Consider the following 21,012-nt stretch of genomic DNA (forward strand, 5'->3'; position numbering starts at 1 on the left):
ACGCACCGTCGTCGCGGTTCGCCGGTCCACACGTCGCGTGCCACGCACCGTCGTCGCGGTTCGCCGGTCCATTCGTCGCGTGCCACGCACCGTCGTCGCGGTTCGCCGGTCCACTCGTCGCGTGCAACGCACCGTCGTCGTGGTTCGCCGACCCATACGTCGCGTGCAAGCCACAGGCGTAGCGGTTCTGGACACCACACGTCGCGTGCCAGCCACCGTCGTGCTGGCTCGGCCAATCGGCACAGCTCACGTGCGAGCCACCGCCGTACCGGCTCGGCCAATCGGCACAGCTCGCGTGCGAGCCATCGCCGTACCGGCTCGGCCAATCGGCACAGCTCACGCGCGAGCCACCGTCGTACCGGCTCGGCCAACCGGCACCGCCCGCGTGCGAGCCACAACCGGACCGGATCTGGTTCCAGCAACCAGCAGATCCACCGGCCGAACACGCACCGGTAGCGTGCCAGTCATCGCCGCCGTGGTTCGAATAGCTGATCCGGCGGCGAGCTAACAACGCCGGGCCGGGGGTTTCCCCGGCCCGGTTCCTTTTCAGTGACATCCCTCCCACGGAACCGGCTCGATGCCGGACGAGTCTGCCTCGCGAACCTCTCGGTTCGGGGCAGCGAACTGCAAGTGGCTATCATGCGCGCAAAGAACATGAGCAAGAGGAATTCGGGTTTTGCAGCCAACGGCCGGGGCGCTGTCGCAGTACAGGCGGTGATAACTGGCCTGGCGCTGGCGACAGTCTGGTCGATGCCGGCCGTTGCGTCCGACACCGGCTCAGCCGCGCCGGCACTGCATACCAACCAGGCCTATGTGGAAGAGGTCACCGCGCGCTCCGAGCTGGACATCACCAACACCGATGCGGTTTTCGACTACGCGTTTGCCCAGTTGCCCGATGTGGTGAAAGTCTATCCGACGGAAAACTATTACTATTTCCGCTTCGCCCATAACGGCGTGATCTTCTCGGGCAATTTCCGCTTCGATACGACAGTGCCGAAGGTCGATCGGGTCTATTTTGCCTATTTCGAGACCTTCACGGACTGGCGCCGCGACGAGATCGACCAGTTCAAGGGTTTTTCCGACGCCGACGGCGTCAAGGTCGAGAAGCTGGCGCCGCTGGTCTATTCCGTCACCTCGAAAGGCAAGACCGTCCGCTTCGAGCTGAACGACCTCACGAACGTCAAGCCACCCGAGGGTGTGCTGAACGATGACGAGCGCTATCTCGGTCCGGTGTTCGATGAATCCGGCGTGCAGTTCTATCTGGTCTACAATGCGGGTATCAAAAACTTCCTCTACGTGCTGAACGAGCAGCAGCCCATTCCCGATGAGCTCTACGCCCTTGAGGGATCGGACCGTACGCTGGTCGGCCGGCGGACTGGCTTCGCCTTCTACAAGGACGACAAGCGCGAGCGGAAGATCCTCGTCGGCGTTCACTCTCACAACGTTGAGACGAACACCTATCTCGATGGTCCGTTCGACCAGCTGCCGGACAATTTCATCGTCGGTGATGAGTTGAAGGAAGCCATTCTCGAGGCGGATCCGAGCTACGCCGGCCAGATCGATCGGTTCGGCGTTCTGCCGGGGGGCGAGGAACGCTTCCTCATCGCTCCCTATATGTCCTTCACCTACCAGGACGACCTCCTGGCCGTGCCGCATTGTACTTCCGATCCGCAAGTGCCGGCGTCGGACTACTACAACTGTTTCATCTTCGGCATGGACAACGCGGACGAGGGCTATTCGGACGACAGCGCCATGGAGGGCGTTCCGGCAGACGACGCCGGCGAAGAGCAATCCGACGCGAAAGCGCCGGCCGGAGGCACGCAGTGAGTCGGCGGGCAATGACGGCGGTCGGCTGGCCGAAGCGTTCCGTGCGCGTGCTCGCGCTTGTTGCCGCGATAGCCGGTTTCGGGTCGGTTCCGGCATCGGCCGGGTCCGATCCGTCGTTCGTGACCAACCAGGCCTATGTCGAGGAAGTCACCCGCGACACCGAGCTTGCCGTCGACGATATCGATGCCATGTTCGCCTACGTTCTCACCAACCTCGCGCCTGAGGTCTTCGTCTATCCGACTGAGAATTATCACTATTTCAGTTTCGTGCATGACGGCACGGACTATACCGGCAACGTCCGCCTGTCGGTTGTCGACCGCGACGAGGGTTTCGTCCACTTCAATTTCTACAAGACCTTCACGCGCTGGCGCCGCGATCTCGACTATCGCTACAAGCGCTACGGCCCCGATGACGGGGTCAAGATCGTCAAGAAGGGCGATTTTGTCTACTCGGTCACCTTTCGGGACATCGAGCGGACCTTCCATCTCAACGACAAGCTCGCGCGGGAAATGCCGGAAGGACTGCTGGGGGCGGAGGAAAGCTATATCGGGCCGATTTTCGACGAATCCGGTATCCGCTTCTTCCTCGTCTATGACCGTCCGGCCAAGCTGTTCCATTACATCCTCGACGAGACCGATCCCGTTGCCGACGAGCTCTACAGGTCCGAGTACACCGACGATATCCTGATCGGCCGGCGCACGGGTTTTGCCTTCTACGAGGACAAGAATGTCGACCGCCGCATCCTGATCGGCGTGTTCGAGGAAAATTCCAACACCAACAGCTATCTCGACGGCCCGTTCGATCAGCTCCCCGACAACTACGTCCAGGGCGAGGCTCTGCGCGACGCGCTGATCGACATGGATCCGACCATGAAGGGCGAGATCGATCGGTTCGGATTCTGGAGCAACGATGCCCGCTTCATGATCGGCCCCTACCTCTATTACAAGGAAGAGGCCGATCTGCTGGTCTTCGACGACTGCGCCCGCAGCGAAGAGATGCAGGGCGAGTTCTACTACCGCTGCTTTTATGTCGAACAGCCCGATGAGGGCGCCGACGCCGCCGAAGTTGCGGAAGGCGAGGGGACAGGAGACGACAAGGCCACACCCGAGGCCGCCGAAAAAGCCGCAGCCCCAACGGCACCTGCCGAAGCCGACGCGGCAAAGCCTGAGCCGGAAGCAGAGGGCGTAGCCGAACCGGCAGACGATGCGGTTGACACGCCCGCTCCCACGTCCGACGAGGCAGGCACTCCCGATGACTCTGCCAAGTCCGATGCAGCCAGTAAGTCGGATGAAACCAGCGCGGCTCGGCAGACGAAACCGGAGCCGGCCGCACAGCCTCAATAGGCGGCGGAACGCCCTGCGGCGCCACCTCAGAAACTCCGCAATCAAGTCCGCAACAGCAGCGCCAGAAATTCCCCTGAAAAATTCAATCAATCGATTGATTATATCGTAATTCGGCGTATTGTTCCGATCTGTGCCGTGAACGGCTCGCCGGCCATGGCATCAGTCTGGGGCGCGACGCGCGATGAACGAAGACACCAAGCCGAACAGTAAAGACGTTGAGCCGCGGAGCCTTCGCCGGGGCGAAAAGGCCGGTGCCGCTGCCGCGACCCGTCTGGCATTGCTCGAAGCCGCGCTGACGCTGTTCGGCAGCAAAGGGTACGACGCCACCACGACGCGCGAGATCGCCGCTGCGGCCGGCGCGAACATCGCCTCGATTGCCTACCATTTCGGCGGCAAGGAAGGCCTTCGCCAGGCCTGCGTCGAGTTCATCATGACCACGATGATGCAGGCATCGGGCATGGCGCTCGCCACCGAAAACGTTGAGGGATTTGCCCGCCTCGGTGCTGACGAGGCTCGCGAGCGCCTGATCGCCACCGCCGAACGCTTCGCCGTCTTTCTCCTCGACAATCCCAAGGCGGGTCTCATCGTCCGCTTCATGTCGCGTGAGATCATGGCGCCGTCCGCCGCGCTCGACACAATCTACGCCCGCTTTCTGGGGCCGGCGCACACGAGGGTCTGCGCGTTGTGGGCCGCGGCGACCGGAATGGACGCGGAGTCGGAAGAAACCCGCCTGCTTGTTTTCTCGCTCATCGGACAGGCGGTCTATTTCCGTATCGCCCGTGAAGTGATCATGAGGCGGATGGCGTGGGAGACGATCGGCACCCGCGAGGTCGCGCTCTCCACGAAGGTCCTCCTCGATAATCTGAACACCATGCTCGACAGCCACACGGGAGCCCGTGATGCTTGAATTTCTTTGTGCCGTGCCTTTGGTTGCAGGTCTTTTGTCGGAATGTACGCCTGCCCCGCTGAGTGTCGGTTATGTCGAGGGCGAATACGTCCTGTTGGCGCCGCTCGAAGTCGCCGAGGTGCGGCAGGTCCTGGTGCGCCGTGGCGATCGCGTCGAGGAAGGCGTGCCGTTGGTCAACGTCGAGGACGACGATGCCCGTATCGCCGTCGACAATGCCGCAGCTGCCCTGCGCCAGGCGAAAGCCAATCTCGCTAACCTGAAAGAAGGCAAGCGGCCCGAGGAAATCCGCGTGCTCGAGGCGACGCTGCACTCGGCCGAGGCGCAATCGCAGGAGGCCGAACGGGTTTTCAAGCGCCAGAATGACCTCCTGAAGCGCGGCATCGTGTCGACAGCCAGCTTTGACGAGGCCAAGACCGCCCTCGATATCGCCCGCGCCAAGGTCGATGAGTTGAAGGCCAATCTCACCGTCGCCCGTCTGCCCGCCCGTGAGAATGAGATTGTCGCATCCGAAAAGCAGGTCGAGCAGGCTGCCGCCGCCCTGGAGCGGGCTGAGTGGCTGTTGCAGAAGCGCGTGCTGAAGGCGCCCGCCAAGGGCGAGATCAGCGATGTCATCCGACGTGTCGGCGAGGTCGCCGGCCCGTCGGCGCCGGTGCTGTCATTCCTGCCGGACGGGGCGGTCAAGCTGAAGGTCTACATTCCGCAGACAGCGCTCTCCAGCGTCACGGTCGACAGCGTGCTGAGCGTGCGGTGCGACGGCTGCGACGCCGGGCTGAAGGCGCGCGTAAGCTATGTCGCCCGCTCGCCGGAATTCACCCCGCCGGTGATCTACTCGCTGCAGAACCGGCAGAAGCTCGTCTATCTGGTCGAGGCCCGCCCGCTCGACGGAGCGACCGCGCTGAAGCCCGGCCAGATCGTCGATGTTGAACTGGATGGCATGGACCAATGACAGCGATTGCCGTCGAAGGCCTGACCAAGCGCTATGGCGACCGCACCGTTGTCGACAATGTGACGATGACGGTCGAACGCGGCAGCATCGTCGGCTTCCTCGGTCCCAACGGCTCCGGCAAGACGACGACGATCCGTATGATCTGCGGCCTGCTGACGCCCGATGCCGGCAGCGGTACGGTGCTCGGTCTCGACCTCAATCGCGAAAGCCTGAAGATCAAGAACAAGGTCGGCTACATGACGCAGCGGTTCTCGTTCTACGAGGACCTGACGATTGCCGAGAACCTAACTTTCGTCGCTCGCCTGTATCGCCTGAAAAAGCCCGGCCGGCATGTCGACGAAACGCTGGAGACGCTCGGTCTCACATCGCGCCGCAATCAGCTCGCGGGCACCCTGTCGGGCGGCTGGAAACAGCGTCTGGCGCTGGCCGCCTGCATCATGCACAAACCCGACCTCCTGCTGCTCGACGAACCGACCGCCGGCGTCGACCCTAAGGCACGACGCGATTTCTGGGACGAAATCCATGTGCTGGCCGCAGGCGGCATGACGGTGCTCGTCTCGACCCACTACATGGATGAGGCCGAACGCTGTCACCGGGTCAACTACATCTCCTACGGCAAGCTGATCGCGTCAGGCACGGTTGCCGATGTCGTCAAGCAATCGGGGCTCATCACCTACGTTGTCAGCGGTTCCGATATTGCCGACGTGGCGAAACGGCTCCGCGCCGAGCCGGGCGTTGATCAGGTCGCCCCCTTCGGCGCCGAACTGCACGTCGTCGGTACCGAGCGCGATGCGCTCGAGCGCGCATTGGCACCGCTGCGCGATACGCCGGAGATCGAGATCGAGCAAGGCGAGACCACACTGGAGGACGTGTTCATCCAGTTCATGGGCGACGCCAAGGATAACATGTCATGAGCCGGTTCTTTTCCATCACGCGCCTGATTGCCCTGCTGCAAAAGGAGTTCATCCAGATGCGGCGTGACCGCATCACCTTCGCGATGATGCTCGGCGTGCCGCTGATCCAGCTCCTGCTGTTCGGCTTCGCCATCAACAATGATCCCAAGGGCCTGCCATCGGCGCTCGTGGTGACCAGTTCCGATCACTACAGCCGCGCCATCGTCTCCGCGCTCGAACTGACTGGCTACTATCGCTTCAAACACGTCACCGAGAGCGCGGCGGAAGCCGAGGAACTGCTGGCCGGTGGCAAGGTTGCCTTCGTCGTAACGATCCCCTCCGATTTCGGAACCCGTGTCGACCGCAAGGACAATCCGACCATTCTCGTCGAGGCCGACGCCACCGACCCGGCGGCGGCAAGCGGAGCGATATCGACGCTCGGCACCGTGGCCGCCGAAGCACTCTTGCGCGAGCGCGGCCTGACCGAGGCTGCCAAGCTCGAAAAAGCCGGCGAACTCAACATCATCGTCCAGCGTCGTTACAATCCCGAGGGCATCTCGCAATACAACATCGTGCCCGGCCTGCTCGGCGTCATCCTGCAGATGACCATGGTGATGATGACGTCGATGGCGCTGACCCGCGAAACCGAGCGCGGCACCATGGAGAACCTTCTCGCCATGCCGGCGACGCCGTTCGAGATCATGGTCGGCAAGATCGTGCCCTATCTTGCGGTCGGCGCGGTGCAGGTTGCGGTCGTTCTGTTGGCGGCAAAGCTCCTGTTTTCGGTGCCTTTCGTTGGCTCGATGTCGCTGCTCCTGTTCGCCATTCTTGTCTTCGTGCTGTCGCTGGTTCTGCTCGGCTACACGATCTCGACCTTTGCCCGCACACAGATGCAGGCGATGCAGCTCACCTTCTTCTTCTTCCTGCCGTCGCTGATGCTTTCCGGCTTCATGTTCCCGTTCCGCGGCATGCCGGACTGGGCGCAGATCCTCGGCGAGATCTTTCCGCTTACCCACTTCCTGCGCGTTATTCGCGCGGTGATGCTGAAAGGGGCGGAATGGCCCGCCGTGGCGGCTGAAACCTCGGCCTTGTTCCTGTTCGTCTTGATCTACGCCGGCCTCGCGCTCGTCCGCTTCCGCCGCACGCTCGACTAAATCCTCAGCATGCCAAAATAGAGGGCATTGCCACGGTCGCGGCCGTCGTGTGAGAGTACGAATCTCCCATGTCGGACGGCACTGGGCCTGACGTGGTGCGCTGCCGAATGCGCCGATCGTGGCCTGACCGTCCGACGCCAAGAAACAGAACGAGGGTGCTTGATGGAACAGGCCGGGCACGCGCGCACGCGCGACAGGGTGCGGATCATGATTGGCTGGGAGCCGCGGGAGTTTCCGCTCGGTGACCCGAACCGTACGCTGCTTCAGCTCCTGCGCGAGGATTTCGGCCTTGCCGGCACCAAGGAAGGCTGTGCCGAGGGCGACTGCGGCGCCTGCACCGTCCTCGTTGGCCGGCTCGACGGCGACACGGTCCGTTATCGCGCCGTCAACGCCTGCATTGTCTTTCCCGGAACGCTCGATGGCTGCCAGGTGCTGACGGTGGAACACGTCGCGCTTGACGGGCTGCACCCGGCACAGGCCGCGATGGTCGCCGAGGGTGGCTCGCAATGCGGGTTCTGCACGCCCGGTTTTGTGATGTCGCTTGTCGGTATGCACTTGAACGAAACCGGCACCGAGCGGCGCGCCATCGACGATGCGCTCGCCGGCAATCTCTGTCGTTGCACCGGCTACGGTCCGATTGTCGCCGCCGCCCGCCGCATGGCCGGCGAACCGGCCGGCGCGGCCTGGGAAAAGGCGCTCCTGGCCGCCGAGGCGCAGTTGAAGGCCTGGGCCGCCGATGACAGCGCGCTGATTTGCGAGAGCGCCAGCGGTTTCTTCGCTGCCCCGCGCAGCCGTGCTGATCTCGCCGCCTTGATGGCCGAGCACCCCGACGCGACGCTGATCGCCGGCGCGACCGATGCCGGCCTGTGGGTGACCAAGCAGGGGCGCAAACTCAACAAGCAGATCCATGTCGGATCGGTCACCGAGCTCCACGCCATCACCGATACCGCCGACCAGCTCGAAATCGGCGCTGCCGCGACATATGCGGAAGCCGAAGCCGTTCTCGTCGAAGCGATCCCCGGGCTCGCCGGCGTACTGCGCCGCATCGGCTCGACCCAGGTGCGCAACTCCGGCACCATCGGCGGCAATATTGCCAACGGCTCGCCGATCGGCGACACGCCGCCCGCGCTGATCGCGCTCGGCGCGACGCTGGTGCTGCAAAGCGCTGCCGGCACCCGCGAAATCCCGCTGCAATCCTTCTTCATCGAATATGGCCGACAGGACCGCCAGCCGGGCGAGTTCGTCGCGTCGGTGCGGATCCCGAAGCCGATCCCGGAAAGCTTCCGCTGCTACAAGATCTCCAAGCGCTTCGATCAGGATATCAGTGCCGTGCTCGGCGCCTTCGCCGTCGAAATCGTGGGCGGCACGGTCAAGAGCGCCCGCATCGCCTTCGGCGGCATGGCCGGAACGCCGATGCGCACGACGCACGCAGAGGACGTGCTAACCGGCGCGCCGTGGTCTGCGGCGAGCATCGAGGCCACGATGGCGGCTCTGGCCGAGGATTTCACGCCGATGACCGACATGCGCGCGAGCGCCGCTTACCGCATGGCCGTCGCCCGCAATCTGTTGAAACGCTACTATCTCGATATCAGCGGGGAGGGGCCGGTCGCCGACCTTTCAGAGCGCATGGATGGGGAGGTGGCCCATGTCTGAGACCGGCATTACCAAGGCGCCGAGCGTGCCCGAAAAGATCGTTGGCGGCGTCGCCGAGGCGATGCTGCACGACAGCGCCGTCAAGCACGTCACCGGCCAGGCGATCTATATCGACGATATCCCGGTTCCGGCCGGCAGCCTGCATCTGGTCACCGGCGAGGCGGAGATCGCCCGCGGGCGCGTCGTCTCGATGGACCTCGATGCGGTACGCGCCGCCCCTGGCGTTGTTCTTGTCCTGACGGCGGCCGATATCCCCGGCCACAACGATGTCAGCCCGACCCATTCCGACGACGATCCGGTCCTGTCGGAAGGGGAGATCACCTTTCACGGCCAGCCGTTGTTCGCCGTTGCCGCGACCAGCGAAGCGGCGGCTCGTGCCGCGACGAAGCTCGCCCGGATCACGGTTGAGGAAGAGTCGCCGGTGATCACCATCGCCGATGCTCGCAAGGCCGGCGAGAAGGTCAGCCCGGACTATGCTTTCGGCACAGGCGATGTCGATGCCGCGCTCGCTGCCGCGCCGCGCCGCCTGTCCGGCTCGATGGAAATCGGCGGGCAGGAGCATTTCTATCTCGAAGGCCACATCTCGCTCGTCGTGCCGATGGAGGATGGCGACGTCGTGGTCCATTGCTCGACCCAGCACCCGTCCGAGGTTCAGCACAATGTCGCCAACGTGCTCGGCCGCCCGGCGAGCGCCGTCACGGTCGAGGTGCGCCGCATGGGTGGCGGCTTCGGCGGCAAGGAAAGCCAGGCGACGCAATGGGCCGCGCTTGCCGCGATCGCCGCGATCCGCACCGGAAAGCCGGTGAAATGCCGCCTCGACCGCGATGACGACATGCGATTGACAGGCAAGCGGCACGACTTCGTTGCCGACTGGGAGGTCGGCTTCGACGACAGCGGCCGCATCCTTGCGCTCGACGCGATGCTCGCCGCCCGCTGCGGCGTGTCGAAGGACCTGTCGGACGCCATCGTCGACCGCGCGATGTTCCACATCGACAACACCTATCACCTGCCGGCGTCGCGCATCCGCACCGAACGGCTGCGCACCAACACGGTGTCGGCGACGGCGTTTCGCGGATTTGGCGGTCCGCAGGGCATGCTGGTCGGCGAGCGCATCGTCGAGGCGGTGGCACGCGCCTGCGGCCTCGATCCGCTTGACGTGCGGCAGAAGAATTTCTACGGCGCCGGGACCGGCGCGGAAACGCCTTACGGCCAGAAGGTCGAGGATTTCGTCGCCGACCAGCTTGTCACCGAACTGGCCGAAAGCGCCAGATACCGCGAGCGCCGCGCCGAAATCGAGCGCTTCAACGCGTCGAGCCCGGTGCTCAAGCGCGGCATCGCGCTGACCCCGATCAAGTTCGGCATTTCCTTCACCACGAGCTTCCTCAATCAGGCCGGCGCGCTGGTGCACGTCTATCGCGATGGCAGCATCATGCTGAACCACGGCGGCACCGAGATGGGGCAGGGCCTGTTCATGAAGGTCGCCCAGGTGGTCGCCAACGTGTTCCAGGTCGACGTGGGTACGGTCAAGATCACCGCCACCTCGACCGCCAAGGTGCCGAACACCTCGGCGACCGCGGCCTCGTCGGGCTCCGACCTAAACGGCATGGCGGCGTTCAATGCGGCGACCGCGATCAGGGAACGCCTCGTCGCCTTCCTCGCCGAGACATACAAGGTCGGCGCCGACGACATCGAGTCCCTTCCGAACCACGTCCGCGTCGGCAATACGGTGAAGACCTTCGCCGAAGCCGTCAACGAGGCCTATCTCGGCCGCATCCACCTGTCGTCGGCCGGCTATTATCGCACGCCGAAGATCGGCTTCGACCGCGCCAGCGGCAAGGGCCATCCCTTCTACTATTTCGCCTATGGCGCGGCGCTGTCCGAGGTCGCCATCGACACGCTGACCGGCGAAAGCCGGGTACTCGCCGTCGACATCCTTCACGACGTCGGCGCCTCGCTCAATCCGGCGCTCGATATCGGTCAGATTGAGGGCGGTTTCATCCAGGGCATGGGCTGGCTGACGGCGGAAGAACTGTGGTGGGACGACAAGGGCCGGCTGCGCACCCACGCGCCGTCGACCTACAAGGTGCCGACCTGCGGCGACCGGCCGGAGCATCTCTCCGTGCGCCTGTGGGAGAAGGGGCGCAATGTCGAGCCGACCATCTACCGTTCGAAAGCCGTCGGCGAACCGCCGCTGATGCTGGCGATCTCGGTGCATGCGGCGATCACCGATGCGCTGGCGAGCCTCGCGCCGGACGGCGAGTTACCCGCGCTCGATGCACCGGCGACGCCCGAACGCATCCTGATGATGGCTGAAAAACTGAAGGCGAACGCGGGCTGATGGCCCCGTCGGCCGCCAATGCTGCAACCGGCTCGGCCGGGCTCGGTCCGGTCGACTGGATCGGGCTTGCGCGTGATGCTGCCGCCAACGGCCGGCGCGCGGTGCTGGCGCTGATCGTCGATGCGGCGGGGTCCGCCCCGCGCGGCGAGGGGACATGGCTGCTGGTTGACGCCGATACCACTTACGGCACGCTCGGCGGTGGCGAACTGGAGCGCATCGCGACGCTCGAGGCCCGCGCCATGATCGCTGGTGAGCGTCCATGGACACGCGGCCTGTCCCGCCGTGCGCTCGGTCCCGATCTTGGCCAGTGCTGCGGCGGTGCGGTCGTCTATCTCGCCGAGCCGATCGATTCCACGTCAATGACGTGGCTCGATCCGTTGATGCACAGCATGGCCGACGCCGGCGACGCAGCGATCCGCTTCGCTCTCTCGGACGCGGGCGTTCCGCCGACAATTCTGGATACGGCGGCTCCAGCCCAAACCCGCATCAAGAAGGGCCAGACGCCGGACGAGATCACGCTCGCGCTGCACGATCCGCGCCCGCATCTGGTGATCTGCGGTGCCGGCCATGTCGGACGTACACTCGCAGCCTTCGCGACCTCGTTGCCGCTCAGAACCCACGTCGTTGATGACCGGCCCGAGGCGCTGGCGCTGATCGAGCCCAGTGCCAATTTGACCCCCGTTCTGGCAGACGACCCTGCTGCCTATGTCGCCGGGCTCGCCACGGTCGATGCGGCATTCGTCATGAGCTACAGCCACGACCTCGATTTCGCGCTGGTGCGCGCGCTGATCGCCCGTGCCGATACCCGCTATGTCGGCATGATAGGGTCGGCCTCGAAGGCGGCGCGGGCGTTGAAGCAACTGGATGCCGCCGGTCTCGGCGAACGGGCGCGAGGGCGCTTCGTTTCGCCGATCGGCGCGGAGGGCCCGCCCGGCAAGGAGCCGGGTATCATCGCGCTCGGCGCGCTGTCGGAAGTATTGAGGATCTTGCGGCCTGACGGTTGAAGCCCGCACCCCTGGATCGGAAAAGGACGGAACGGACATGACGAGCGACCAAGACAAGAATCGTTTCATGCAGGAAGCCGTGCGCCTGTCGCAGGAGATGATGGAAGACGGCAAGGGTGGTCCCTTTGGCGCCATCATCGTCAAGGACGGCAAGATCATCGGCCGCGGTTCGAATCAGGTCACCTCGACCAACGATCCGACCGCGCATGCCGAAGTCGTCGCCATCCGAGAAGCCTGCCGGCACGAGAGCTCTTTCAGTCTTGAGGGCGCGGAAATCTATACGAGCTGCGAACCCTGTCCGATGTGCCTGTCGGCGATTTACTGGGCGCGGCTCGACGCGGTCTATTTCGCCAACAACCGCCACGAGGCGGCGGCCATCGGCTTCGACGACGCGCACATCTACAGCGAGATCGCCAAGGAACTCGACCGCCGAGAAATTCCGATGGTCAATCTCGACCTGCCGGAAGCCAAAGAGGCCTTCCAGGCGTGGGCCGAGAAAGACGACAAGACGCCGTACTGATCAGTCAGTCGGTAGGTCGACCGGATTACGGGCAGACGCCGCCGAAACGGCCGAGATAGCGCCCGGACACCCAGCCTTGCGGTGAGGGCTGCCCCCAATAGGGATCCTGGCAGACGCCGCTCATGCAGGTGACATGGTACCAGTTGCCGCGCCGGTCGAAGACCGAAACCAGATCGCCGTTGTAGAGCTCGCCGATCTGACGATACTTGGAACTCGGGCCATTGCGCACGGCAAGGAAGCCCGTTCCCGCATAGTGATCGTAGAAATCGAGCGAGCGCACCCCGACGACCCGCGCCTCGCAGTCGCCGGCGGTGGCGGGCGTGAGCATGGCAGCGCTGGCGGCAGCGGCTGCCGCGGCAATTGAAATGATCGTTTTCCAGGACATGGTCGCCTCCTTGAAAAGGCGTTGCGTATCACGGAGGCAATCATATCCGGTTCGCCGGAGCGGGCCATGACGTGCGTCACACAATGGTGTGATGCGGTTCATCGAGGGACTGTCGGGGGTGTTGGCGTCTATTCGTGGCGCAGCGCGTCGATCGGGTTCATGCGCGCCGCCCGCCGTGCCGGGAAATAGCCGAACACGACGCCGATGAAGGCGGAAAATCCGAACGAGGCGACGACGATCGAATAGTCGACCACATAGGGGATCTTGAGCACTAGCGAGGCGACATAGGCAAGCCCAAGCCCCAGACTGATGCCGATCAGGCCGCCGAGCAGCGACAGCACAACGGCCTCGATGAGGAACTGGAACAGCACCTGGTTTTCCAGTGCGCCGATGGCGAGCCGAATGCCGATTTCGCGGGTCCGCTCCGTCACTGAAACGAGCATGATGTTCATGATGCCGATGCCGCCGACCAGGAGGCTGACGGCGGCGACCGCGCCGAGCAGCCCCGTCATCAGCGATGTGGTGCCGGTCATCGTCTCGGCGAGCTGCTTGGTGTCGCGGACGGTGAAATTGTCGTCCATGCCCGTGCCGATCTTGCGTCGTTCGCGCAACAGCCGTTCGGTGTCGGCCTGCAGCGCCGCGGTCTCGGTATCGTCTTCGGCGGAAATGAGAATGCGCGCGACGTCGCTGTTGCCGGTGATGCGCCGCTGCAGGGTGCGGAGCGGCATCAACACGATGTCGTCCTGGTCGGTGCCGAAGCTCGATTGGCCCTTGGCTTCCAGGAGGCCGATGATCTCGCACGAGACGTTGCCGACGCGGAAACGCTCGCCGATCGGATCGATGCCGCCGAACAGCTCCTCGCGGATCGTGTCGCCGATGATGCAGACGGCGCGCCCGCTACGCAGTTCGCCATCGAGGAATTGCCGGCCGGCAGTCAGCGACCAGGCCTGTGTGATCAGATAGTCGTTGTCGGTCCCCGACACGGTGGTCTTGTGGCTCTCCGAGCCGAAGACGACGGTCGATGAGGATTGGGCAAGGCCCGTCACCGCTTTCACGCCGGTCAACTGCTCGCGCATGATATCGACATCGCGCGAGTTGAACGACGGTGCGCTGGTTGCCGCGCGTCCCGGACCGCCCTGACCGGGATGTACGAACAACAGGTTCGAGCCGAGCCGGCCGATCTGGTCCTGGACCTTCACCGTGGTGCCGTTGCCGATGGTGACCATCGCAATGACCGCGCCGACGCCGATGACGATGCCGAGGATGGTCAGGAATGAGCGCAGCGCGTTGCGCCGGATCGCCTGCAGGGCGAGCTTCAGCGTTTCATACAGCATCGGCGTGCCTCGCATTCTGCTCGTCGCTGGCGATCTTGCCGTCGACGAAGCGAATGATCCGCTTGGCGTGTTCGGCAATGTCCATTTCGTGGGTCACCATGGCGATGGTGATGCCCTGATCGCGGTTGAGGCTCGTCAGCAACTCAATGATTTCGCTGCTGGTGCGTGTGTCGAGGTTGCCGGTCGGTTCGTCGGCGAGAAGAACGGCCGGTTCGGTGACGATGGCGCGCGCGATCGCGACCCGTTGCTGCTGACCGCCCGAGAGCTCGGCGGAGGTGTGGTGCTCGCGGCCCTCAAGGTCGACCTTGGCAAGCGCCTGCATGGCCAGTTGGCGGCGCTCGCGGCCACCCATGCCGCGATAGATGAGGGGTAATTCGACATTCTCCACCGCCGAGGTGCGTGACAGGAGGTTGAAGCCCTGGAACACGAAGCCGAGGAAGTGCCGCCGCAGCAGGGCCCGTTCGTCATGGCCGAGCGCTCCGGCCGAAATGCCGGAAAAAAGGTATTCCCCGGACGTCGGCACGTCGAGGCAGCCGATGATGTTCATAGCCGTCGACTTGCCGGAGCCTGACGGCCCCATGATGGCGACGAACTCGCCCTGTTCGATGATCAGATCGACGCCGGCGAGCGCGTGCACGGCAGCCTCGCCCGAGCCATAGGTCTTTCTGACATCCTTCAGCTGGATCAGCGGTGCGGAACCGCCTCCGTCGCTGGATATGTCGGCGTCGTTCGACATGACGGTCACTTCTTGGCGGTTCGCTGGCTGGTGATGACGCGGTCGCCTTCGGTCAGTTCGCCGCCGACGATTTCGGTGCGCCGTCCGTCGGATGCGCCGACCTCGACCGGCACTGATTCCGGCGCCCCATCACGCAGCACCCAGACTTTGCGCCCGGTTCCATCCGGTTCGGTCTCCTGCTTGCTGGCGCGGCGGAAGCGCGGTGGCCCGGGAAGCATGCGTTCTAGGAAACTGCGGGTGTCCTTCTCCTCGGCAACGGGCGGCGCGTAGCGCAATGCCGTGTTGGGAACGAGAAGGGCGTTCTCGACTTCCTTGACCCGGATTTCGGCCGTTGCCGTCATGCCCGGGCGCAGCAGCAGTGCGGAATTGTCGATGTCGAGGATCGCCTTGTAGGTGACGACGCTCTGCACGACCTCGGAGGCGAAGTAGATCTCGCGGATCTCTGCCGGGAAACGCTGGTCGGGATAGGCATCGACATAAAAGGTGGCCTTCTGGCCGACGGACACCCGGCCGACATCGGCCTCGTCCACGTCGACCTGCAGTTCCATCTTGGTCAGGTCTTCGGCGATCGAGAACAGCACCGGGGCCGACAGCGACGCGGCGATGGTCTGGCCCGGGTCGACGCTGCGTTCGAGGATCACGCCCTTGATCGGCGAATAGATCTTCGACTTGGCCAGATTGGTCTCGTCGAGTTCGAGGCTGGCTTTTGCGATCCCGACATCGGCTTCAGCACTTTTAACCGCGACCACGGCGCGCTCATAGGCGGCCTTGGCGGTGTCGAGATCCTGCTCCGTTCCGACCTTGCGTTCGCTCAATCCCCGTTTACGCGCGTATTCCCGTTCTTTCTCGATGAGCGTGACCTTGGCGTCCGCGACTTTTGCTTCGGCGGCGGCGAGCTTCGCGCGTGAACTGTCGACGGAGGCCTGCAGCTTTTCCGTCGTCAGTTCAGCGAGCAGTTCACCCTGGGCGACGACCGAGTTGTAGTCGACATGCACCGCCTTCACCGTGCCCGACAATTCGCTTGAGACGTCCACCTGGTTGGTCGGTTCGACCGAGCCGGTCGCGGTCACCAACACCGTCATGTTTCCGCTTGTCACCGGGCTGGTGACATAAGTGACCGCACTTTCCTTGCCGCTGTACATCCAGTAGGCGGCGCCGGCGCCGCCCAGGACGATCAGGATCAGCAGCCAGCGCAGGATCCGGCGGAATATCCCGCGACCGGGCTTGCCGCCGCTCGGCAGCACCGCTTCGATCTCGGATTTCAAAGCGTCAGTGTTTTCTGCAGTCATCGTGGTTGCCGATCTGTGCACGGACCGAATGGTCATCTGGCGGGCGCGGACCTGGCTGGCGGATCGTCCACCAAGCTGAAAATGGGCAATGGAAGTTTGCCACATTCACAACCCGTCTGGTGGACCGATTCATTTCCTCGGCCCTTACATAGAGATAGGCGTGGGAGGACGCCTTCACCAGCGACATATTATCCCGCCAAAGCGCCCAGCCGAATTAAATTTATGTAATGCTTTCAAATGTATTCACGTGTTTCTGGCGTTCGCGGAAACCCGCGACGCCGTCGGGCGGCTAACGTGCCGCACCGTTCGATGGCTCGCCGTCACGAATTTCGACTTCCTTGCCCGATGCGATCTGGTCGTTCGGGTGCAGGATCACCGTGTCGCCTTCGGCAAGCCCGTCGACGACTTGCGCGACGGTCAGGTTCCGCTCGCCAAGTGTCACCGTACGCTGAACCGCCTTGCCATCCTCGACCCGGAACACCGCCCAGTCCGTTCCGTCCCGGAACAGCGCCGCAAGCGGTACCGTCACGGCGTCCGGCTGTTCCCAGACGACAATGTGCACGACCACCCGATAGCTGTGGCCGAGCGTGCCCCATTCCTCACGCGGGGTGACGATGTCGAGCACGGTCTTGACCCGCTGTTCCTCGATACCGAGTGCCGAAACCTTGGTGAAGCCGGCCGGCTCGATCCGCTTCACGCGTGCCTCGATATCGCTGTCGCCGCCCCAGCCGTCGATGCGGGCCACGGCGCCGACCTTCACCCGCACCGCGTCTCGCGACAGCAGGTCGACGACGACTTCCAGATTGCCCGGGTCCCCGATCTCGAGAAGCTGTGTGCCGGCCTGCACGACCTGCTCGCTTTCGACGTTGATCGACAGCACTCGCCCGTCGACCGGCGCCGAGACCTGAACGCAGCAGGCCGCCGAGCGCGTGTTGGTATCGCCCGGCTGGATCAGCTTGGCCTTGGCGCTCTCCAGCTCGCTCTTGCGCACATCGAGTGTCGCGCGGGCACTTGCCAGTGTCGCCTCGGCGGTCTCCACGTCGAGCCGGGCCTTTTCCAGCGCGCGTGCCGAAATCGTTTCGCGGGAAGCAAGCTCGCGGGCGCGGATCAGGTCGGAACGGGCGAATGCGAGATTGGCCTGCGCCTGCTGCACATTGGCGTCGGCGAGCTTGACCGCGGCATCGGCGGCGTTGATCGCGGCCTGTGCCATGCGCTCGGAGCGGGCGTCGAGGAAGGTCGGGTCGGTTGGTTCGAGCACCGCGACCAGCGTCTCATTCGCCTTGACCGTATCGCCGACCGTGCGCGGCGAGCGCATCACCTTGCCGGTGATCGGCGCGGAGACCGAATAGACGTCGCGGATGCGGGTCACGCCCTCGTCCTCGACCACCACCGTCATCGCCGCGCGCGAAATGGTGGCCACGTCGACGGCGACCGGACGCGGCCATAGTGCCCACGTCGTGGCAGCGGCGATGGCCGCGAACAGGAGCAGCGTCAGAAGTCTGCGCCACAGGGTTTTCATGCCGGTTACTCCCGTGTCTTCAGCACTTCGATCAGGTCGAGCCGGTCGATGCGCCGGCGCACCACCAGCGCCGAGATGACGCCGGTCGCCAGTACCACCAGGCTGGAGAGCGCATAGGTGGGTGCGTCGAGGACGAATGGAATGCGGTACAGCTCGCTCTCGAAACTGGTCACCATCGCATAGGCAAACAGGTAGCCAAGCAACCAGCCGAGAGGTTGTGCAACCACCACCAGAATCGCCAGTTCGGTGAGAAGGATGGCCGAAACCTCCGCCCGGGTGAAGCCGAGCACCCTGAGGCTGGCCAGTTCGCGCCCGCGCTCCGACAGCGAAATGCGGGCCGAATTGTAGACGACGCCGAATGCGATGATCGCGGCGAGCATCACATAGACCGAGACCATGATGTGGATGTTCTCGCCGATGATGTCGCGGAACTTCTGCGTCGAGACCTTCAACAGCGCGATGAAATTCGCGGCCGGGATCTCCTTGATCTCGCGGAAGAGGGCGTCTTCCTCGGCGCTGTCGTAACTCAGATGAACGCCGGAGATCAGTGCGCCCTCACGCATCATGCGGTTGAGCGTCTCGATCGAGGCATAGGCGTTGAGACCGAAATAGCTCTGGATGATCGCCGTCACCGGCGCTTCGACCGTGCGGCGGGCGCCTTCCATCAGCTCGATCTCGACGATGTCGCCGACCTGCACCTCGAGCAATTTCGCCAGCATGTCGGATACGGTGATCCCGGTTTCCGGCATCGCGACCGGACGCAACTCGGTATCGAGCACGCGGCTGAGCTGTGCGTCAGGCGCCTTGCCGAGAATGCCGACACGGCGCTCGTGGTGGCGGTGGCGGATCTTCACCGAGACCGAGCGATAGGGCTCCGCCGTCAGCACGCCGGGCAGTCGCACCACCTCGTTGAGCGCCGAGATCCGCTTGGCCTCGCCGAAGTTGATCGAGGCGTCCTGCCGCTCGGCGCGATAGAAGGAGACGTCGATCATGAATTCGACCGACGGCAGCGACCAAAGCGAAGCAACGAGCACCGAGGTGCCAAGCGCGATGCCGAGCGTCGCCGAGGCCGTGCGCACCGGGTTGTGCCGCAAGTGACGCAGGATCATGATCGTGACATTGGACGGTGACAACGCGCCCGCGAGCCGACCGCCAAAGAACTGCCGGTAGCGCATCGGGGCAGGGGGCTGCATGGCAACCGCTGGCGGCAGCTTGACAACACCCCACACCGCCTTCACTGCGCCCAGCGTCGCCGCGGCCAGCGTAACACCGGCTGCCAGCACATAATTGGCGGGATCCTTGATGAAAATGAGGAACGGGAAGCGGTAGAAGTCGCCATAGAGCTTGGTCAGGCCGATGCCCAGCCAGGTGCCGCCGATCGCGCCGATGATAATGCCGACGATGGTGATCGCCGTGACGAATTGCAGATAGTGGAGGGCGACGGTCCAGTCGGAATAGCCGAGCGCCTTCAAGAGGCCAATCTGCTCGCGTTCGAGCGCGACGAGCCGGCTCAACGTCATGTTGACCAGAAACGCGGCGACCAGCAGGAAAATCGGCGGCAGGGTCTGCGCCATTGCCTTCAACTGGGTCAGTTCGGCGTCGAGAAAGGCGTGGCTGATCTGGTCCTTGCGACCATAGGCGCCGCTGCCGCCATAGCGCACCAGCAGACTGTCGAGTCGGTCGATGACATCCTGTTCCGACGCGTTGCGCAACAGCTTGACCGAGACGCTGGAAAACGCGCCGTCAAGATCGTAGGCGGCCGCGAGCGCCTTTTCCGACATCCAGATGATCGCGTAGCGGCTGTCGTCGGGCACCAGATCGCCGGGGCCGAGCGCGTAGATGAATTCCGGCGACAGCGCGATGCCGACCACCCGCAACTCGCGCTTGGCACCGTTCAGGATTGCGTGGAAGCGCGAGCCGAGCACGAACTTCTGGGCGTCGGCGAACGCCTCGTTGACGACCACTTCGTGGTCGTCGCCGGCGATCGGCAGCCGTCCCTTGCGCATGAACGCCGTGTTGAGTTTCTGCGGCCCGATGTCGGGCAGTGAAACGAACATGCCCGACGCGGGTTCGCGCATGCCCTCGATGTCGAGGAGGGCGATCTTCTTGATGCGGGTCTCGACGGTCGCCACCCCCGGCAGATCGGCGATAGTCGGCTCAAGCAGTTTCGGCGCCCGGGTCACCGAGGCGAAGACGTCGGCAAAGCGGTTCTGATCGTAATAGGCCGCGCGGGTTTCCATCAACGACTGCTGCGCGCCGAGTGCCAGGATCAATGTCGCGACGCCAGCCGCGATCACGAGCGCAATCGCCAGCGCCTGCGGCCACAGCCGCACCAGATCCCGCAACACCTTTGTCGTCAGCGCACCCATGTCGCTACCACTGAATTTCGAGCGGATCGACCCGCGTTTCGTTTTCCTCGCTTGCCAGAATGCGCCCGTCGCCGAACCGCACCACGCGGTGTGCGATGTCGCGGATCGCCGCGTTATGGGTAATGACGAGCGTCGTCGCGCCGGTCTCGGCGTTGACCTCGGTCAGCGCCTTCAGGATCAGCACGCCGGTCTTGGAATCGAGCGAGCCGGTCGGCTCGTCGCACAACAGAACTTCGGGCTTCTTGGCGATGGCGCGGGCAATCGCCACGCGCTGCTGTTCGCCGCCGGACAATTGCGCGGGAAAGTGATCGAGCCGCTCTTCGAGCCCGACAAGAGCGAGCGCGTCCTCGGCCTTCATCGGCGTGCGGGCGATTTCGGTCACCAGCGCCACGTTCTCGCGCGCCGTCAGGCTCGGCACCAGATTGAAGAACTGGAACACGAAGCCGACATGGTCGCGCCGATAGAGCGTCATCTCCCGCTCGCCGTAGGACGTCAGATCGTGGTCCTTGAACCACGCAGACCCGGCGGTCGGCCGATCAAGCCCGCCGATGATGTTCAGGAAGGTCGACTTGCCCGAGCCCGACGGGCCGAGAAGAACCACGAACTCGGCCGCATCGGCGGTAAAATCCACGCCGCGCAGGGCATGAACCTCGACCTCGCCGGTCTTGTAGACCTTCGTCAGTCCTTCGGTGAGGAATACGGGCGACGGCATGTGACACCTCGTCTGGCGGGTGTTCATTGCGGGACGCGGCCGACGGTACGCGGGAAAAGGCTGAAGAGGAAGTGTCCGGTCAA

17 protein-coding genes are annotated in these 21,012 nt (G+C 64.2%); 10 read left to right on the forward strand and 7 right to left on the reverse strand.

Annotated features, from left to right (window positions below; translation table 11 throughout):
• The first annotated feature begins 639 nt into the window (after positions 1-639).
• The 10 genes from C0606_00005 (at position 640) to C0606_00050 (ending at position 12,585) form a co-directional block, all read left to right on the forward strand.
• Positions 640-1,827, forward strand: coding sequence for a hypothetical protein (locus C0606_00005; GenBank protein ID PLX38972.1), 1,188 nt, complete (start codon positions 640-642; stop codon positions 1,825-1,827).
• A gap of 11 nt (positions 1,828-1,838) precedes the next feature.
• The gene (locus C0606_00010; protein PLX38973.1) at positions 1,839-3,170 is read left to right on the forward strand and encodes a hypothetical protein; all 1,332 of its coding nucleotides are present in this window, start codon (positions 1,839-1,841) and stop codon (positions 3,168-3,170) included.
• Positions 3,171-3,351: 181 nt separating this feature from the next.
• On the forward strand, positions 3,352-4,077 hold the full coding sequence (locus C0606_00015) for a DUF1956 domain-containing protein (protein PLX38974.1): 726 nt from the start codon (positions 3,352-3,354) through the stop codon (positions 4,075-4,077).
• Positions 4,070-5,023, forward strand: coding sequence for an HlyD family secretion protein (locus C0606_00020; GenBank protein ID PLX38975.1), 954 nt, complete (start codon positions 4,070-4,072; stop codon positions 5,021-5,023). Before C0606_00015 ends, C0606_00020 begins: the two co-directional genes overlap by 8 nt.
• Positions 5,020-5,937, forward strand: coding sequence for a multidrug ABC transporter ATP-binding protein (locus C0606_00025; GenBank protein PLX38976.1), 918 nt, complete (start codon positions 5,020-5,022; stop codon positions 5,935-5,937). Before C0606_00020 ends, C0606_00025 begins: the two co-directional genes overlap by 4 nt.
• The gene (locus C0606_00030; protein ID PLX38977.1) at positions 5,934-7,070 is read left to right on the forward strand and encodes a mannose-1-phosphate guanyltransferase; all 1,137 of its coding nucleotides are present in this window, start codon (positions 5,934-5,936) and stop codon (positions 7,068-7,070) included. Before C0606_00025 ends, C0606_00030 begins: the two co-directional genes overlap by 4 nt.
• A 162-nt stretch (positions 7,071-7,232) precedes the next feature.
• Entirely contained in the window at positions 7,233-8,723 is a 1,491-nt protein-coding gene (xdhA, locus tag C0606_00035) for a xanthine dehydrogenase small subunit (protein PLX38978.1), read from the forward strand.
• Positions 8,716-11,061 carry a xanthine dehydrogenase molybdopterin binding subunit gene (gene xdhB / locus C0606_00040; protein PLX38979.1) on the forward strand — a complete coding sequence of 782 codons (2,346 nt, stop codon included), beginning with the start codon at positions 8,716-8,718 and terminating at the stop codon, positions 11,059-11,061. Before xdhA ends, xdhB begins: the two co-directional genes overlap by 8 nt.
• Complete coding sequence (gene xdhC, locus C0606_00045; GenBank protein ID PLX38980.1) at positions 11,061-12,065, forward strand: xanthine dehydrogenase accessory protein XdhC; 1,005 nt, start codon at positions 11,061-11,063, stop codon at positions 12,063-12,065. Before xdhB ends, xdhC begins: the two co-directional genes overlap by 1 nt.
• A gap of 67 nt (positions 12,066-12,132) precedes the next feature.
• Positions 12,133-12,585: a tRNA-specific adenosine deaminase gene (locus C0606_00050; GenBank protein ID PLX39619.1), complete on the forward strand. Its 453-nt coding sequence runs from the start codon at positions 12,133-12,135 to the stop codon at positions 12,583-12,585.
• A 25-nt stretch (positions 12,586-12,610) separates the two neighbouring features.
• Here C0606_00050 and C0606_00055 read toward each other — a convergent pair whose 3' ends face one another.
• From C0606_00055 to C0606_00085, 7 genes are all read right to left on the reverse strand, one after another.
• Complete coding sequence (locus tag C0606_00055) at positions 12,611-13,072, reverse strand: hypothetical protein (protein ID PLX38981.1); 462 nt, start codon at positions 13,070-13,072, stop codon at positions 12,611-12,613.
• Between the two features lie 26 nt (positions 13,073-13,098).
• A complete protein-coding gene (locus C0606_00060; protein PLX38982.1) occupies positions 13,099-14,304 on the reverse strand; it encodes a multidrug ABC transporter substrate-binding protein in 1,206 nt (401 codons plus the stop codon).
• The gene (locus C0606_00065; GenBank protein PLX39620.1) at positions 14,294-15,040 is read right to left on the reverse strand and encodes a macrolide ABC transporter ATP-binding protein; all 747 of its coding nucleotides are present in this window, start codon (positions 15,038-15,040) and stop codon (positions 14,294-14,296) included. The genes C0606_00060 and C0606_00065 overlap by 11 nt, the downstream gene beginning before the upstream one ends.
• Before the next feature lie 5 nt (positions 15,041-15,045).
• Positions 15,046-16,329, reverse strand: a complete 1,284-nt coding sequence (locus tag C0606_00070; GenBank protein PLX38983.1) for an efflux RND transporter periplasmic adaptor subunit — start codon at positions 16,327-16,329, stop codon at positions 15,046-15,048.
• 289 nt (positions 16,330-16,618) lie between these two features.
• On the reverse strand, positions 16,619-17,848 hold the full coding sequence (locus tag C0606_00075; GenBank protein PLX38984.1) for a secretion protein HlyD: 1,230 nt from the start codon (positions 17,846-17,848) through the stop codon (positions 16,619-16,621).
• A 5-nt stretch (positions 17,849-17,853) separates the two neighbouring features.
• Positions 17,854-20,217: a peptide ABC transporter permease gene (locus C0606_00080; protein PLX38985.1), complete on the reverse strand. Its 2,364-nt coding sequence runs from the start codon at positions 20,215-20,217 to the stop codon at positions 17,854-17,856.
• A gap of 4 nt (positions 20,218-20,221) precedes the next feature.
• Positions 20,222-20,929, reverse strand: a complete 708-nt coding sequence (locus tag C0606_00085; GenBank protein ID PLX38986.1) for an ABC transporter — start codon at positions 20,927-20,929, stop codon at positions 20,222-20,224.
• Between the last annotated feature and the right edge of the window lie 83 nt (positions 20,930-21,012).

Source organism: Hyphomicrobiales bacterium, assembly GCA_002869065.1.
Taxonomy (GTDB): Bacteria; Pseudomonadota; Alphaproteobacteria; order Rhizobiales; family Rhodobiaceae; genus Rhodobium.

Bases quoted from the DNA above. Each gene is read 5' to 3' on its own strand.
- C0606_00005 (PLX38972.1), top strand. From the start codon at position 640: ATGCGCGCAAAGAACATGAGCAAGAGGAATTCGGGTTTTGCAGCCAAC.
- C0606_00010 (PLX38973.1), top strand. From the start codon at position 1,839: ATGACGGCGGTCGGCTGGCCGAAGCGTTCCGTGCGCGTGCTCGCGCTT.
- C0606_00015 (PLX38974.1), top strand. From the start codon at position 3,352: ATGAACGAAGACACCAAGCCGAACAGTAAAGACGTTGAGCCGCGGAGC.
- C0606_00020 (PLX38975.1), top strand. From the start codon at position 4,070: ATGCTTGAATTTCTTTGTGCCGTGCCTTTGGTTGCAGGTCTTTTGTCG.
- C0606_00025 (PLX38976.1), top strand. From the start codon at position 5,020: ATGACAGCGATTGCCGTCGAAGGCCTGACCAAGCGCTATGGCGACCGC.
- C0606_00030 (PLX38977.1), top strand. From the start codon at position 5,934: ATGAGCCGGTTCTTTTCCATCACGCGCCTGATTGCCCTGCTGCAAAAG.
- xdhA (PLX38978.1), top strand. From the start codon at position 7,233: ATGGAACAGGCCGGGCACGCGCGCACGCGCGACAGGGTGCGGATCATG.
- xdhB (PLX38979.1), top strand. From the start codon at position 8,716: ATGTCTGAGACCGGCATTACCAAGGCGCCGAGCGTGCCCGAAAAGATC.
- xdhC (PLX38980.1), top strand. From the start codon at position 11,061: ATGGCCCCGTCGGCCGCCAATGCTGCAACCGGCTCGGCCGGGCTCGGT.
- C0606_00050 (PLX39619.1), top strand. From the start codon at position 12,133: ATGCAGGAAGCCGTGCGCCTGTCGCAGGAGATGATGGAAGACGGCAAG.
- C0606_00055 (PLX38981.1), bottom strand. From the start codon at position 13,072: ATGAACCGCATCACACCATTGTGTGACGCACGTCATGGCCCGCTCCGG.
- C0606_00060 (PLX38982.1), bottom strand. From the start codon at position 14,304: ATGCTGTATGAAACGCTGAAGCTCGCCCTGCAGGCGATCCGGCGCAAC.
- C0606_00065 (PLX39620.1), bottom strand. From the start codon at position 15,040: ATGTCGAACGACGCCGACATATCCAGCGACGGAGGCGGTTCCGCACCG.
- C0606_00070 (PLX38983.1), bottom strand. From the start codon at position 16,329: ATGACTGCAGAAAACACTGACGCTTTGAAATCCGAGATCGAAGCGGTG.
- C0606_00075 (PLX38984.1), bottom strand. From the start codon at position 17,848: ATGAAAACCCTGTGGCGCAGACTTCTGACGCTGCTCCTGTTCGCGGCC.
- C0606_00080 (PLX38985.1), bottom strand. From the start codon at position 20,217: ATGGGTGCGCTGACGACAAAGGTGTTGCGGGATCTGGTGCGGCTGTGG.
- C0606_00085 (PLX38986.1), bottom strand. From the start codon at position 20,929: ATGCCGTCGCCCGTATTCCTCACCGAAGGACTGACGAAGGTCTACAAG.